Genomic DNA, 14,592 nt, shown 5'->3' with positions numbered 1-14,592 from the left:
GGCATGCCGGTTTGCGCGCAGGGCGCGACAAGGGTTACCGCCGCGTAACTTCACGGCCACCGCCGTCACCGCAGCGCAACGGGCCGCCGCCGCTGCCGCCGACCCGGTCGTCGTGGTCGGTGGCCTGAGTGGAATCGCCATCGCCTACGGACCGATCGCCGCCCGGTTGCGCGCCGACGGCTACCGGGTCTCGATCTTCCAGTTGCCGAGCCTCGGTCTCGGCGACATCCGCGAGTCGGCCCGGGCGTTGTCGTCCTACGTGGACCGGGTGCGCGCCACCACCGGCGCGGCCCGCGTCGACCTGGTCGGCCACTCCGAGGGCGGCCTGGTCAGCCGCTGGTACGTCAAGTACCTCGGCGGCGCGGCCACCGTCGACCAGTACGTCAGCCTGGGCAGCCCGCAGTACGGCACCTACGTCGCGAACCTTCTCGCCGTCCTGGGGCTGGGCAGCTGCGCCGGGGTGATCGCCTGCCAGCAGATGACCATCGGGTCGAGCTTCCTCGCCGACCTCAACGCCGGGGACGACACCCCCGGCCCGGTGCGCTGGGCCACGGTACGCACCTGGCAGGACGAACTGGTCCGGCCGGTCGACAACGCCGTGCTCGCCGACGGCGCCACGAACATCCTCGTACAGGCGTGGTGCCCGCTACGGGTCGTCGGCCACCTCGGGCTGGTGCTGGACGGCACCACGTACACGGCGGTGCGCCAGGTGCTCGCGGGCGCCCCGGTCCGGCCGAACTGCTTCGCGGTCTGACGGACGTGCCCGGGCCCGCCGTCGCGCGCGCCCGGGCGCGCCCGGCCCTGTGGCGCGGCGCCGGGCGGGTCAGTCCGCGTCCCTGATCACGTCGGCGGCCCGCCAGGCCAGCGCGCTCACCGGCGCGCTGGTCCAGCCGGCCACCATCACCGGCAGCACCGAGGCGTCGACGACCCGCAGCCCGTCCACGCCGCGGACCCGCAGTTCGGGGTCGACCACGTGGTCGTCGCCGTCGCCCATCGCGCAGGTGCCGACCGCGTGGTAGCCGCAGTATCCGCGTGCCACCGCCGCGTCGACGATCTCCGCGTCGGTAGTGGCCGCCGGGCCGGGCACCGTCTCGGCCTTGATCCGCTTCGCGATCGGCCCGGTGCCGAAGAACTCGCGCATCCGGCGGAACAGGTCCACCGCCACCCGCCGGTCGTGCTCGGCGGTCAGGTAGTTCGCCACGATGGCCGGCGCCGTACGCGGGTCCGCGTCGGTGATCGTCAGGCTGCCCTCGCTGTCCGGCCTGGTGACGGTGCCCAGACACATCACGCCCGGCTCCCGTTCCAGCACCAGCGCCCTGCCGGGGCGCGGCGGGGCGGCCGAGAACGGCGCCATCAGCAGGTGCGCGTCCGGGCGTTCCAGCTCCGGCCGGGACTTGAGGTGGGCCGCCACGTCCAGCACCGGCAGGGCGAGCGGGCCGCCCCGGGTGAGCAGCCAGCGCAGTGTCGCCCGGGCCTGCCCGAGCGGGCTGCCGATGGTCATGTTGTGGCCGCCGGGTCCGGCGAGGCGGTACTGGAGCACCATCGACCGGTGCTCGCGCAGCCCGGCGCCGACCCGGGGCCGGTCGAGCAGCACCGGCACCCCGGCCGCGCGAAGCGTGTCCGCCGGGCCGATGCCGGAGACCTGCAACAGGTGCGGGGTGGCGAGGGCGCCAGCGGCGAGGATCACCTCACCGGCCGCCCGGTACTCGGTCTCCCGGCCACCCCGGGCCACCCGTACGCCGGTGGCCCGGCCGCCCTCGACGAGCACCCGCAGGACGACGGCGCCGACCTCGACGGTCAGGTTGGGCCGGCGCCGGACCGGGTGCAGGAACGCGTCCGCGGCGCTGACCCGGCGTCCGGCGTGGATGGTGGCGGCGGGGTAGCCGATCCGCTCGTCGTCGTGGGCGTCCAGGTCGTCGGCCCGGCGCCAGCCCAGTTCGGCGCCGGTGGCCACCATCTCCTCGGCGAGCGGGTCGGTGCCGGTGGCGATGGACAGCCGCACCGGTCCGCCCGTGCCCCGGTGCGGCGCGGGCCCGAGCGGGTGGTCCTCCAGTTGCGGGAACACCGTCCGCATCGCCGACCAGCCCCAGCCCAGCGGTTCCAGGGCGGCCCAGTCCCGGGCCGCGCCGCGGCTCCAGATCATGCCGTTGACCGACGTCGAGCCGCCGATCATCCGCCCGCGCTGCCAGATCTCCTGGCGGCCGGGCCCGGTGGTGGCCGGGTAGTGCCAGGCGGTGCGCTCGTCGTCCATCAGCCGGGAGAACGCCTTCGGCACCCGCACGTACGGGCTGCGGTCCCAGCCGCCCGCCTCCAGCAGCAGCACCCGCGTCCCCGGATCCTCGGTGAGCCGGTTGGCCAGCACGCATCCCGCCGCGCCGGCCCCCACGATGACGTAGTCGAACTCCTCCACAGCGGACCCCCACTCGCGAGAATCCCTCTGACAGTAGTTGCTCGATCACATTCCGCGAAAGGGGCCGGGCGTCCGGGTCGGGCGGCCCCGACGGCGCCATGGGATCGGCGGCATCACCGGGCAGTTGCGGCGAGCGGCCCCCGCGCACCGGGTCGCCGTGGGAGGCTGGGCGGAACGGGGGTCAGGAGGTGCGCATGGCCGCGACGCCACAGCTCGACTTCGCGCTTGACACGTACGAGTGCATCGTGCTCTACCCGGGGCCCTCGGGGCGGGCCCTGCCGGACGAGACCGTGCAGCGGTTGCAGGCCGAGCACCTCCAGCACATGCAGGCGCTGCAACGGCGCGGCATCGTGCTCGTGGACGGGTCGGTGGACGGTCCGGCCCGGGAGCCCGACCCGCCGATCGGCTTCGGCCTGGCCCGGACCGGCTCGGTGGACGACGTCCGCAGCGTCATGGAGGCCGACCCGGCGGTGCAGGCCGGGCTCTACCGGGTCGAGGTGCTCATCTTCCTCTGCCCGGCCGGCTCACTGGAGTTCCCGCTGGTCAAGACGGAGAGCTGAGGCTCCGCGCGAGCCTTCTCCGGCGGCGCCGTGCGCTGCCGCGTACCCCCGGCCTGCCCACGGCCGTACGGCCGGGCGCGGCGGCCCGGCCCTGCCCCCGGCCGGCCCGTGACGGCGAGCGGTACGATTTCTCACCGCGCGGTCGCCGATGCCCGCCACACGACGTTCCGGTGCGGTACGCCTACCGCCCGCCCACGCGGTTGACGCGCGTCGTTGGACAACTGTTCCGCAGTCCGCAAGGGGTCGGCCGGGAGGCCGATCCGGAGGAGAGACTAGCCTGATGGGCGTGACACGCCGCGCGAAGATCGTCTGCACTCTCGGCCCCGCAACCGCCTCCCCGGAGCGTATCCGCGGGCTTGTCGAAGCCGGTATGAACGTGGCGAGGCTCAACTTCAGCCACGGCAGTCACGCCGACCACGAGTCGGTATACCGGCTGGTCCGCGAGGCGGCTGAGGCGGCCGGCCGGCCGGTCGCCGTGCTCGCCGACCTCCAGGGCCCCAAGATCCGTCTCGGCCGGTTCGCCGACGGCCCGCACGAGTGGCGTACCGGCGACTCGGTCGTGATCACCGGCGACGAGGTGACGGGCACCAAGGAGCGGGTCTCCTGCACCTACCGCAAGTTGCCGCAGGAGGTGAAGCCGGGCGACCGGCTGCTGATCGACGACGGCCGGGTCGCGGTCGAGGTCAGTGACGTCACCGGCAACGACATCCGGTGCCTGGTCACCGAGGGCGGCCCGGTCTCCAACAACAAGGGCGTCTCGCTGCCGAACGTCGCGGTGAGCGTCCCGGCCCTGTCCGACAAGGACGCCGAGGACCTGCGTTTCGCCCTCGGCCTCGGCGTCGACCTGGTCGCGCTCTCCTTCGTCCGCTCTCCGGAGGACATCAAGCTCGTCCACTCGATCATGGACGAGGAGGGCGTGCGCCGCCCGGTCCTGGCCAAGGTCGAGAAGCCGGAGGCGGTCGACCACCTGGAGGCGATCGTGCTCTCCTTCGACGGCGTCATGGTCGCCCGCGGCGACCTCGGCGTCGAACTGCCGCTGGACCAGGTGCCGCTGGTGCAGAAGCGCGCCGTGCAGCTGTGCCGGGAGAACGCCAAGCCGGTCATCGTGGCCACCCAGATGCTCGACTCGATGATCGAGAACTCCCGCCCGACCCGTGCCGAGGCCTCCGACGTGGCGAACGCGGTGCTCGACGGCGCGGACGCGGTGATGCTCTCCGGCGAGACCAGCGTCGGCAAGTACCCGGTGCTCACCGTCAGCACCATGGCGAAGATCATCACCACCACCGAGGCCGGTTCGATCGCCGTCCCCCGGCTGCAGCACGATCCGCGTACGCACGGCGGCGCGCTGACCGTCGCCGCCTCGTCGATCGCCCGGGCCATCGGCGCCAAGGCCATGGTCGCGTTCTCGCAGACCGGTGACACCGTCAAGCGGCTGGCCCGGCTGCACTGCGACCTGCCGCTGCTGGCGTTCACGCCGGTGCCGGAGGTACGCAACCAGCTCGCGCTGTCCTGGGGCGTCGAGACGTTCCTGATGCCGTTCGTCGAGCACACCGACGACATGTTCCGCCAGGTCGACCAGGCGCTGCTCGGCCTCGACCGGGCCAACCCGGGCGACTACGTGGTGATCGTGGCGGGCAGCCCGCCCGGCACCCCCGGCTCGACCAACACGCTGCGCGTGCACCAGCTCGGTTCGCTGGTCGACGCCGCTTCGGCCCGGGCTCTCCAGTGAGCGCGAGGAGTGAGCCGGGTTTGCGAGCCCCGCAGTCGCGAACGAAGGTGACGCAGTGAGTGACAGTGCGGTGGCGACCGGGCAGGCGGCGGTCGACCAGCTCCTGGAGGTGCTCGACCTCGCCCGTACCGGGGAGATGACCTTCCGGGGGATGAGCCCGCCGGTGGGCCCGCAGCGGGTCTACGGCGGCCAGGTCGCGGGCCAGGCCCTGGTCGCGGCCGGCCGGACCGTCGACGCCGAGCGGGCCGTGCACTCGTTGCACGGCTACTTCGTGCGCCCCGGCGACCCGGCCGAGCCGATCGAGTACCAGGTGGAGAACGTCCGCGACGGCCGTTCCTTCTCGGTGCGCCGCTCGGTGGCGTTGCAGCACGACAAGCCGATCTTCTTCATGTCGGCGTCGTTCCAGCGTCAGGAGGAGGGGCTGGACCACCACGCCCCGCTCCCGCCGGACGTGCCCGGCCCGGACGACGTGCCGACCATGACCGACCGGCTCTCCCGCTACCCGGAGCGGCTCGGCATCTGGGGGATGATCCCGCGCCCGATCGACGTGCGCTACGTCGGCGAGCCGGGCTGGGTCCGCCCCGGCGACCGCCCGGCCGAACCGCACCAGCGGGTGTGGATGCGCCTGGACGGCAAGCTGCCGGACGATCCGCTGCTGCACGCGTGCGCCCTCACGTACGCCTCCGACCTGACCTTGCTGGACTCGGTGCTGTCGGTGCACGGCGAGGTGTGGGGGCCGGGCGGCGTGGTCGGCGCGAGCCTCGACCACGCGCTGTGGTTCCACAGGTCGTTCCGCGCCGACGAGTGGTTCCTGTACGACTGCTGGAGCCCGTCCGCGTCGGGTGCCCGCGGCCTGGCCACGGGCCGGATGTTCACCACCGACGGCCGGCACATCGCCAGCGCCGTCCAGGAGGGGCTGCTGCGGCGCGTCGGCGGCTGAACGCCGGTCGGTGATCGTCCGGGCGCGGGTCGGCGGGCCGGTCCGCGCCGCAGCGGACTAACCTGGCCCTATGCGTCTCTCCGCCCGGGTCGACTACGCCCTCCGCGCGGCCGCTGAGCTGGCCTCGGTCGCGGACCGGGGGACGACCGGGCGGAGCCGGCCGGTGACCGCCGAGCAGATCGCCCGTGCGCAGGACATCCCGCCGAAGTTCCTCGAGAGCATCCTGCTGCAACTGCGCCGGGGCGGCATCGTGCACGCCCAGCGTGGCCCCGAGGGCGGCTACTGGCTGGCCCGGCCGGCCGGGGAGATCTCCCTGGCCGAGGTGATCCGCGTCATCGACGGTCCACTTGCGCACGTGCGCGGGCAGCGCCCGGAACAGCTCGGCTACCAGGGTGCGGCCCGCGCGTTGCAGGACGTCTGGATCGCGTTGCGGGCCAGCGAGCGGGAGATCCTCGAACTGGTCACCATCGCCGACGTCGCCGCCGGCTCGCTGCCGGGCCGGGTCAACGAGCTGGCCGCCGACCCGCGCGCCTGGAGCTGACCACACCGTCCGGCGTCTCTGATCAACCGGATGGGGGACTTGACCCGGGGCGCCTTCGTACCGCATTGTCGACCAAGCCGATAGGAGATACCGAAAAGTCAGGGGGCGCTCGTGCGCAAGCTGCTGGTCCTCGCCCTCGTCGGGCTCGCCGCGCAACTCGTCGACGGCGCGCTCGGCATGGCATACGGGCTGACCTCCTCGACGCTTCTCCTGTTCGCCGGCGTGGCACCGGCCGCCGCGTCCGCCTCGGTGCACCTGGCCGAGATCGGCACCACGCTCGCCGCCGGGTTCTCGCACTGGCGGTTCGGCAACGTCGACTGGAAGGTGGTCGGCCGCATCGCGCTCCCGGGCGCGGTCGGCGCGTTCGCCGGTGCGACGTTCCTCAGCTCCATCTCCACCGAGACGGCGGCACCGTGGATGGCCGCCATCCTGTTCACCCTCGGCGCGTACCTGCTGGTGCGCTTCTCCCGGCCGCTGCGCGCCAACCGCGCCGCCGGCCGGCTGCGCAGCCGCTTCCTCGCCCCGCTCGGCCTGGTCGCCGGTTTCGTCGACGCCACCGGCGGCGGTGGCTGGGGGCCGGTCGCCACCCCGGCGCTGCTGGTCTCCGGCCGGATGGAACCCCGCAAGGTCATCGGCTCGGTGGACACCTCCGAGTTCGTGGTGGCCGGCGCGGCCAGCATCGGCTTCCTCATCGGCCTGGGCTCCGAGGGTTTCCTGCTGCCCACTGTGGCCGCTCTCCTGGTCGGCGGCCTGATCGCCGCGCCGATCGCGGCCTGGCTGGTCCGCATCGTCCCCGCCCAGCTGCTCGGCGCGGTGATCGGGGGCGTGATCGTGCTGACGAACGCCCGCACGCTGCTGAGCGCCGGCGGCGTGGGCGGCTCGGTGCCGGTGGTGGTGTACGTGCTGCTCGCCGCCGCCTGGCTGGTCGCCGTCGGGCTGGCGGTGCGGGCGCTGCGCCGTACCCGCCGGGCCCGCGCCACCGTCGACGCGGCCCTCGCCGGCGGCCCTGCTCCGGCGGGAGAGCCCGCCGCGGCGGCGCCGGGGGAGTCCGCCGAGGCGGCGGAGTCGCGGAAGCTCGCCGCCGCCGTCGAAGGCTGAGCCCTCAGCTCTCCCCGGGGCGCGCCCCCACACCCGCAGGGCGTTCCGCGGCGTCTACCTGCGCTGAAACGGCAGACACCGGGTCGCCGGCCGCGGAATCCGCTCCGCCGGCGACCCGGTGCACCACACCGCAGCATTCCCGACCCGTCCCGACCGGGAATGCCGTACCACCACCGAGGACAAAGTTATGCGTCCCGCGCGACGACGCGGTGACGTGGCTATGAAGAGCGTGTTTCAGCCTCCCGGCGCAGCCCGCCCGCCGCCTTCTCGGCGATCAGCTCGAACGAGCGCACCCGGTCGGCCACGTCGTACACCATCGTGGTGAGCATCAGCTCGTCCGCGCCGGTGCGCTCCAGCAACCCACCGAGCTGCCGGGCCACCGTTTCCGGCGAACCGGTCGCCTGGCCGTCGCGGCGCTGGGCGAGGAACTCCCGCTCGAACTCCGAGTACGGGTACGCCGCTGCCTCCTCCGGCGTGACCAGCGGCTCCGGCCGCCCCGACCGTAGCTTCAGGAACGACAGCCCGGCCGGCCCGGCCAGCCACTCGGCCCGCTCGTCGGTCTCCGCGCAGACCGCGTTGACCGCCACCATCGCGTACGGCCGGTCCAGCCACTGCGACGGCCGGAAGTTCTGCCGGTAGAGCTGCAACGCCGGGATCGTGTTCTGCGAGCTGAAGTGGTGCGCGAACGAGAACGGCAGCCCGAGCAGACCGGCCAGCTGCGCGCTGAACCCGCTGGAGCCGAGCAGCCACACCTGCGGCGACTGGCCGCGGCCCGGCGTCGCGGTGATCGGGCCCGGCTCGGCGCCGGAGAAGTAGTTCATCAGGTCGGCCAGCTCGCGCGGGAAGTGCTCCGCGGACAGGCCCTCCATGGTGCGGCGCAGCGCCAGCGCGGTCACCTGGTCGGTGCCGGGCGCCCGGCCGATGCCCAGGTCGATCCGGCCCGGGTGCAGGGCCTCCAGCGTGCCGAACTGCTCGGCCACCACAAGCGGCGCGTGGTTGGGCAGCATCACGCCGCCCGAGCCGAGCCGGATCGAGCTGGTGTTCGCCGCCAGGTGCGCGAGCAGCACCGCCGGGGCGGAACTCGCGATGGCGGGCATGTTGTGGTGCTCGGCCACCCAGAACCGGCGGTAGCCCAGCTCCTCGGTGCGGCGGGCCAGCTCCGTGGTGTACCGCAGCGCCTCACCGGCGTTGCCGGTCGCCGCCACCGGGGCAAGATCAAGAACAGACACGGGTACGTCGATCACAGCGGGGTGCAACAGGCCACGTGCCGGAATTGTTCCGTCGGGTGCGCTACCCCATACCCCGGGCCTGCTCGAAGATCAGGCTGGTTTGGGTGTGCTGCACCGCCGGATCGACAGCGAGATGGTCCAGGACGAAGTCCCGCAGCGCGTCCCCGGAGGCGGCCCGCACGTGCAGCACGTAGTCCTCCGCGCCCGCCACGTGGAACACCGACACCACCCCGGGCAGCCGCACCGACCGGGCCCGGAACGCGTCCACGGCGGCCCGCTCGTGCGCGGTCAGCCGCACCGAGACCAGCGCCTGCAACGGCAGCCCCACCGCCGCCGGGTCCACCTCGGCGTGGAACCCGCGGATCGCCCCGCACTCGCGCAGCGCCCGGGTACGCGTCAGGCACGTCGACGCCGCCACCCCGACGCGATCGGCCAGCGCGTTGTTCGGCAGCCGGCCGTCGGCCGCCAGTTCGGTGAGGATCGCGCGGTCGACGTCGTCCAGGCCGGCGAACGGCCGTACATCATTCGGTGCGGCAGGCATGCGACGATCCTTCACCGAAGGAAAGCCGGATGGAAGTGGATCTCGCAGAATCTTGTTCGTTGCTCTTGCCTCCCGCAATCGTCATGTTCGACGCTTCCGGCATGACTTCCGTGGACACCGCAGCCGTACACGCCGGGCGCGCCGACCTCGCCGGGCTCGGCGTCCACGTCCCGCCGATCGACCTGTCCACCACCAACCCGCTGCCCTCGGTGGCCGGCGGCGGTGACGACTACGAGACACTCGCCACCGGCGGCACCCTCCCGGCCGGCGGCAGCGCCGTCTACCAGCGCCTCTGGAACCCCACGGTGGCCCGGTTCGAAACCGCCCTCGCCCAGCTCGAAGGCACCGCCGAGGCCGTCGCGTTCGCCAGCGGCATGGCTGCGCTCACCGCCACCCTGCTCGCCGCCACCCGCGACGGCAAGCGGCACGTCGTCGCCGTCCGCCCGCTCTACGGCGGCACCGACCACGTCCTCGCCACCGGGCTGCTCGGCACCACAGTCACCTGGGCCACCACCGCCGACGTGGCCGCCGCGATCCGCCCCGACACCGCCCTGGTCGTGGTCGAGACGCCGGCCAACCCCAGCCTGGACCTGGTCGACATCGCCGCGCTCGCCGACGCCGCCGGTGACGTCCCGCTGCTCGTCGACAACACAGTCGCCACGCCGGTGCTCCAGCAGCCCGCCCGCCACGGTGCCGCGCTCGTGCTGCACAGCGCCACCAAGAGCATCGGCGGCCACGGCGACGTCCTCGCCGGCGTCGTCGCCTGCGCATCCGAGTGGGCCGCCCGGCTGCGCCAGGTCCGCGCCGTCACCGGCGCCGTCCTGCACCCGCTCGGCGCGTACCTGCTGCACCGCGGCATCCAGACCCTCCCGCTGCGCGTCCGCGCCCAGCAGGCCGGCGCGGAGAAACTCGCCGCCTGGCTCGCCGGGCACCCCGCCGTCGAGCGCGTCCACCACCCGTCGCTGCACGACCCGGCCGGGCTGGTCGGCCGTCAGATGTCCGGCACCGGCAGCCTGCTCGCCTTCGAGGTACGCGGCGGCGCGCCCGCCGCGGCCGAGGTCGCCGGCGCCTGCGAGCTGATCACGCACGCGGTGTCGCTCGGCGGCGTCGACACGCTGATCCAGCACCCGGCTTCGCTCACCCACCGGCCGGTCGAGGGCGACGCCAAGCCCTGCGGCGGGCTGCTGCGGGTCTCGGTCGGCCTGGAGGACCCGGAGGACCTGCGGGCGGATCTCGCGCGGGCGTTGTCGCGGATTTGAGGCTGCTCAGGACTTCGGGCCGACGTGTTGGTCCAGCACGGCGACCGCCTCCCGGCGGGCGACTGACAGGGACCACGGCAGATTCATCCGCCATGCGATCCCGAGCAGGTCGAGGGCCCACTGACAGAGCGCCATGATGTCGGCGGAGCGGTTGGAGAACATATAGCGGGGATAGACGTACTCCTTTCCGCGCACCACGACCCGGTTGGCGAAGCGACAGCCGTCAGAGTGGAACAGGCCGCGCAGGAAGTCGCCCGGGTGAGCCTCGACGATGGCCCGCTGCCAGTCGGCCAGGACGATCGGGCGCTTGTGCTTCTTGCCCGGCCCGTGCTGCGGAAATAGGCATGGCCAATGCTGACCGCTGCTTTCGACCGAGATGCAGCCCTTTTTCGGGATCCGCTGTACCTTCAGAGCTAGCGTGGCGAGCATCGCCTCGGCGCATGCGTCGACCAGATCCGGATAGGTGCTGGTGCAAGCGATGCGGAGAACAGGCACCTTCGGGGTAACTGCGAGGTGCCCGTCACCCAGATAGAGGCCGAGCAGGTATGCATAAGCAGCTGGGTCCGGCGGATGCGTCACCCCCTTCTGGCAGCGGAAGCAACGCGCGGCGGTGCCTACGACTGCTCGCTCGGGGCGATCGACGCACCAGTGCCAGACGGTCGTGTAGGGGAGCGACAATGCCCGGGCGACAGACTGGATGCTGCCACCCCTGGAACGAAGTTCACGGGCTCGTGCCCGAAGGACGGTCGAGTGCACAGAGGCATTGTCGAACGCCTGTATGACAAGTTCGGGTGTCCCCGGTGGGATTCGAACCCACACTGTCGGAGGTTTGAGCTCCGCTTCTCTGCCATTGGAATACGGGGACGAGCTCACGCCACGCTCTCGCGTCGAGCCATAGGTTACCTACTAGGCTAGGGGCGGCGACACCCGGCACGGCGGGTGTCGGGCTCGAACCGGTGGGAGTGGCTCGTGGGCGAGATGCAGGCGGACGCCGAGCGCAAGCGCGTTCTGATCGCCGAGGACGAGGCGCTCATCCGGCTGGACCTGGCCGAGATGCTCGTCGAAGAGGGCTATGAGGTGGCCGGCGAGGCCGGTGACGGCGAGACCGCCGTCAAGCTCGCCGAGGAGCTCAAGCCGGATCTCGTCATCCTCGACATCAAGATGCCGATCATGGACGGGCTGGCCGCCGCCGAGCGGATCGCCGGCGCGCGGATCGCCCCGGTGATCATCCTGACCGCGTTCAGTCAGCGTGACCTGGTGGAGCGGGCGCGCGCGGCGGGCGCGATGGCCTACCTGGTCAAGCCGTTCCAGAAGAGCGACCTGGTGCCGGCGGTGGAGATCGCGCTGTCCCGCTACTCGGAGATCGCCGCGCTGGAGTCGGAGGTGGCCGGTCTCACCGACCGGCTGGAGATCCGCAAGACCGTCGAGCGTGCCAAGGGCGCGCTGATGACCACGTACGGGATGAGCGAGCCGCAGGCGTTCAAGTGGATCCAGCGCACCGCGATGGACCACCGGATGACCATGAAGGAGGTCGCCGAGCGGATCCTCGCCGAGACCGCCGGCGGCGAGGTGGAGCAGCCCGCGTCCTGACCCGCCCGGAAGGCGTCCGATCGATAGGATCGGATCCATGTCTCCCGCGCGCGTCCGGCCGGTCCTCGTCGCCGCTGCCGCCGCGCTGCTGCTGGCGGCGTGCCACGCCACCCCGCGACCGCTGCCGCAGCCCGCGCCGGTGAGCCCGCGGTGGCAGCCCGTGGAGCTGGTCCTGCCCGCCGGCGCCAACGGACGGCCGGTGCCGCGCGACGCGACGCGGTGCGGCGGCCGGTGGTACGTGGTGGGCGGGCTGGTCGATCCGGCGGGGGAGACCCGACCGGCGGCGTGGTCCTCATCGGACGGCGTGACCTGGTCGCCGATTTCGGTGCGCGCGCAGACGTTCTACGGCCGCCAGCACGTGCTCTACGCGGTGGCCTGCCGCGACGACGGGATGGCCGCACTGGGTGCGAAGACCGGTGGCGTGCACGGCAATCCGCGTACCGGAACGTGGGTGTGGCGTCCTGGTGGGCCGTTGCGGGAGGTGCCGGCGGCGTTCGAGTTGTTCGGCGGCCCGCGCGCGGTGAGCGCGTCGCGGCTGGCGGCGGGGCCGGGCGGCTGGCTGGTCGCCGGGGCGCGCGCGGACGGTGCGGCGGTGTGGTCGTCGCCGGACGCGGAGGGGTTCGTCCTGCGCGAGGGGGTCGCGGAGCTGGCCGGTGACGGCCGGGGCCGGACGGCGGCGTACGACGTGACGGCGGTGGGGCCGGGCTGGCTGGTGGTGGGGTCGCTGCTGCCGCCCGGCGCGACGGCCCGGACGCCGCTCTCCTGGTTCTCGGCCGACGGCCGGGTGTGGCGGCGGGTGGCTCTGCCGGTGCCGGCGGGGGCCGCCGGGGCGGCGGAGCGGGTGGTGGCTGCCGACGGCGGTCCGGTGGCGGCCGGTCCGGTGGGTGACCGGTTCGCGGTGTGGCGCGCGTGCGACGGCTGCGGGCCGTCGTCCGGCGGCTCGGCCGGTACGGGGCAGGGGTGGCGGCGGGTCGGCGGGTTCGGCTCGGCGGGCCCCGGGGTGTCGTCGGTGGATGCGCTCGCGGCCTCCGGTGGGCGGCTCGTCGCGGTGACCGGCGACGGCGCTTCGCGACGGCTCTGGATGTCGGGCGACGGCGGCGCGTCGTGGCTTCCGGTGATCACGCCGGTGCCGGCGCCGGACGGGGGTGACGCCGCGCTGGCGGTGGCCGTTCGCGACGACGGGATGCTCATGGTCGTCGATGACGGGAAGGCGTCCCGTGCCTGGTGGGGGGCGTTGTCAGTCGTCGATCGGTAGCGGGTGAAGAGGGCATGGCCCGTTACCGAGGAATATTCGGTGAAAGCCCTGCCGCGCCTACGGTTCTTACGGCGATCGGCTTGAATCCGCCACGGCGTGTAACGGTTCGGTCAACCCGGCTTTACAGGTCTTACGCCACCGCTCGCGGTGGGATAACGTCCCGCCCCAGACCGGCGACGACGGTCTTGGTTCGTCCACCCCGCAAGGGCCAATCAGCGGCGGGTGGTTCGGATCATGGACGGAGGAGGGTTCGGGCCTTGAGGCAGAAGCTCGCACGCGTGATCGGCGGGGTCGCCATGCTGGCGCTCGTCGCCGGTGGCACCGCTTGTTCCAGCGGCAGCGACGATGAGGGTTCCGGGGGCAGCGCCTGCGGGAGCAAGATCGCTTTCTTCGGCGCGCTGACCGGTAGCTCGGCCGCGCTGGGCATCAACGAGAAGAACGGCGTCAAGCTGGCCGTCGACAAGTACAACAAGGAGAACCCGGACTGCACGGTCGAGCTCGCCGAGCTCGACTCGCAGGGCAGCCCGGACCAGGCTCCGGGTCTGGCCCAGAAGGCGATCGACGACACCAAGATCCTGGGTGTCGTGGGTCCGGCCTACTCGGGCGAGTCCGAGGCCGCCGGTCCGCTGTTCAACGAGGCGGGCCTGGTCACCATCACCCCCTCCGCGACCCGTCCCAGCCTCGCCGAGCAGGGCTGGAAGACCTTCTTCCGCGCGGTCGGCAACGACCTGAGCCAGGGCCCCGCCGCCGGTAACTACATCAAGAACGTGATGAAGGCCGACCGGGTCTACGTCATCGACGACCAGTCCGCGTACGGCGCCGGCCTGGCCGACGAGGTCAAGAAGGTCCTCGGCGCCTCGGTCGTGGGCAGCGACAAGGTCCAGGGCGAGGGCAAGCAGACCGAGTTCTCCGGTGTGATCACCAAGGTCAAGGCCGCCAACGTCAAGGCGGTCTTCTACGGCGGCTACTACCAGGAGGCCGGCCTGATCCGTAAGCAGCTCACCGCTGCCGGGGTCACCGCTCCGCTGGTCGCCGGTGACGGCGTGAACGACGGCGCGTACATCACCTCCGCCGGTGCGGCCGCCGCCGAGGGCACCATCCTCACCTGCCCGTGCCAGCCGTCCACCGAGGCCCGCGGCACCTTCGCCGCCGACTTCAAGGCGCTCAACGGCACCGACCCGGGCACCTACAGCGACACCGCCTACGACGCGGCGAACATCCTGCTGGCGGGCATCAAGGACGGCAAGACCACCCGCGCCGACCTGCTGGAGTTCGTGAAGGGCTACAGCGGCGAGGGCGTGGCCGCCAGCTACAAGTTCGTCGAGGGCGGCGAGCTCGACCCGGCGCAGGTCAAGGTCTGGGCGTTCAAGGTGCAGGGCGGCAAGGTCGTCCCGGACCAGGAGATCCCCAAGTCCTGATCGGTCGATCGCTGGACTGGCG

The 14,592-nt window shown here is 72.8% G+C and carries 13 protein-coding genes, 1 tRNA gene and 1 pseudogene; 10 read left to right on the top strand and 5 right to left on the bottom strand.

The window, feature by feature from the left end:
* Window positions 1–79 precede the first annotated feature (79 nt).
* Window positions 80–754 (top strand): annotated as a pseudogene (locus C569_RS0107575) (lipase family alpha/beta hydrolase); the annotation flags it as partial.
* Between the two features lie 69 nt (window positions 755–823).
* On the opposite strand, the gene C569_RS0107570 reads toward C569_RS0107575, so the two are convergent.
* Window positions 824–2,410, bottom strand: a complete 1,587-nt coding sequence (locus C569_RS0107570) for a GMC family oxidoreductase (RefSeq protein WP_018785189.1) — start codon at window positions 2,408–2,410, stop codon at window positions 824–826.
* A gap of 194 nt (window positions 2,411–2,604) precedes the next feature.
* On the opposite strand from C569_RS0107570, the gene C569_RS0107565 reads away from it, so the two are divergent.
* The 5 genes from C569_RS0107565 to C569_RS0107545 all read left to right on the top strand — a co-directional run bounded on the left by C569_RS0107565 (window position 2,605) and on the right by C569_RS0107545 (window position 7,278).
* The gene (locus C569_RS0107565) at window positions 2,605–2,970 is read left to right on the top strand and encodes a YciI family protein (RefSeq protein ID WP_018785188.1); all 366 of its coding nucleotides are present in this window, start codon (window positions 2,605–2,607) and stop codon (window positions 2,968–2,970) included.
* 280 nt (window positions 2,971–3,250) lie between these two features.
* Window positions 3,251–4,699, top strand: a complete 1,449-nt coding sequence (pyk, locus tag C569_RS0107560) for a pyruvate kinase (RefSeq protein WP_026267827.1) — start codon at window positions 3,251–3,253, stop codon at window positions 4,697–4,699.
* 55 nt (window positions 4,700–4,754) lie between these two features.
* Window positions 4,755–5,639, top strand: a complete 885-nt coding sequence (locus C569_RS0107555; protein WP_026267826.1) for an acyl-CoA thioesterase II — start codon at window positions 4,755–4,757, stop codon at window positions 5,637–5,639.
* A gap of 70 nt (window positions 5,640–5,709) precedes the next feature.
* Entirely contained in the window at window positions 5,710–6,180 is a 471-nt protein-coding gene (locus tag C569_RS0107550; RefSeq protein ID WP_018785185.1) for an Rrf2 family transcriptional regulator, read from the top strand.
* A gap of 111 nt (window positions 6,181–6,291) precedes the next feature.
* Complete coding sequence (locus tag C569_RS0107545; protein ID WP_018785184.1) at window positions 6,292–7,278, top strand: sulfite exporter TauE/SafE family protein; 987 nt, start codon at window positions 6,292–6,294, stop codon at window positions 7,276–7,278.
* 218 nt (window positions 7,279–7,496) lie between these two features.
* Here C569_RS0107545 and C569_RS0107540 read toward each other — a convergent pair whose 3' ends face one another.
* Entirely contained in the window at window positions 7,497–8,522 is a 1,026-nt protein-coding gene (locus tag C569_RS0107540; RefSeq protein WP_231394739.1) for an LLM class flavin-dependent oxidoreductase, read from the bottom strand.
* A 46-nt stretch (window positions 8,523–8,568) separates the two neighbouring features.
* Window positions 8,569–9,048: an Lrp/AsnC family transcriptional regulator gene (locus tag C569_RS0107535; RefSeq protein ID WP_018785182.1), complete on the bottom strand. Its 480-nt coding sequence runs from the start codon at window positions 9,046–9,048 to the stop codon at window positions 8,569–8,571.
* Window positions 9,049–9,131: 83 nt separating this feature from the next.
* On the opposite strand from C569_RS0107535, the gene C569_RS0107530 reads away from it, so the two are divergent.
* A complete protein-coding gene (locus C569_RS0107530; RefSeq protein WP_018785181.1) occupies window positions 9,132–10,307 on the top strand; it encodes a PLP-dependent aspartate aminotransferase family protein in 1,176 nt (391 codons plus the stop codon).
* Between the two features lie 6 nt (window positions 10,308–10,313).
* Here the strand turns inward: C569_RS0107530 and C569_RS0107525 are convergent, their stop codons facing one another.
* Window positions 10,314–10,886, bottom strand: coding sequence for a hypothetical protein (locus tag C569_RS0107525; protein ID WP_231394738.1), 573 nt, complete (start codon window positions 10,884–10,886; stop codon window positions 10,314–10,316).
* Window positions 10,887–11,099: 213 nt separating this feature from the next.
* Window positions 11,100–11,172 (bottom strand) — tRNA-Leu (locus C569_RS0107520).
* 104 nt (window positions 11,173–11,276) lie between these two features.
* On the opposite strand from C569_RS0107520, the gene C569_RS0107515 reads away from it, so the two are divergent.
* The 3 genes from C569_RS0107515 (at window position 11,277) to C569_RS0107505 (ending at window position 14,570) form a co-directional block, all read left to right on the top strand.
* On the top strand, window positions 11,277–11,897 hold the full coding sequence (locus C569_RS0107515; protein ID WP_026267823.1) for an ANTAR domain-containing response regulator: 621 nt from the start codon (window positions 11,277–11,279) through the stop codon (window positions 11,895–11,897).
* A gap of 37 nt (window positions 11,898–11,934) precedes the next feature.
* Window positions 11,935–13,152: a hypothetical protein gene (locus C569_RS0107510; protein WP_026267822.1), complete on the top strand. Its 1,218-nt coding sequence runs from the start codon at window positions 11,935–11,937 to the stop codon at window positions 13,150–13,152.
* 257 nt (window positions 13,153–13,409) lie between these two features.
* The gene (locus tag C569_RS0107505; protein WP_026267821.1) at window positions 13,410–14,570 is read left to right on the top strand and encodes a branched-chain amino acid ABC transporter substrate-binding protein; all 1,161 of its coding nucleotides are present in this window, start codon (window positions 13,410–13,412) and stop codon (window positions 14,568–14,570) included.
* Window positions 14,571–14,592 lie beyond the last annotated feature (22 nt).

Source organism: Micromonospora sp. CNB394 (assembly GCF_000374985.1).
Classification (GTDB): Bacteria; Actinomycetota; Actinomycetes; order Mycobacteriales; family Micromonosporaceae; genus Micromonospora; species Micromonospora marina.
This window is presented reverse-complemented; position numbering and strand designations above follow the sequence as displayed.

Coding starts and splice junctions, on each gene's coding strand:
- C569_RS0107565 (WP_018785188.1), top strand. CDS start 2,605: ATGGCCGCGACGCCACAGCTCGACTTCGCGCTTGACACGTACGAGTGC.
- pyk (WP_026267827.1), top strand. CDS start 3,251: ATGGGCGTGACACGCCGCGCGAAGATCGTCTGCACTCTCGGCCCCGCA.
- C569_RS0107550 (WP_018785185.1), top strand. CDS start 5,710: ATGCGTCTCTCCGCCCGGGTCGACTACGCCCTCCGCGCGGCCGCTGAG.
- C569_RS0107535 (WP_018785182.1), bottom strand. CDS start 9,048: ATGCCTGCCGCACCGAATGATGTACGGCCGTTCGCCGGCCTGGACGAC.
- C569_RS0107530 (WP_018785181.1), top strand. CDS start 9,132: ATGTTCGACGCTTCCGGCATGACTTCCGTGGACACCGCAGCCGTACAC.
- C569_RS0107510 (WP_026267822.1), top strand. CDS start 11,935: ATGTCTCCCGCGCGCGTCCGGCCGGTCCTCGTCGCCGCTGCCGCCGCG.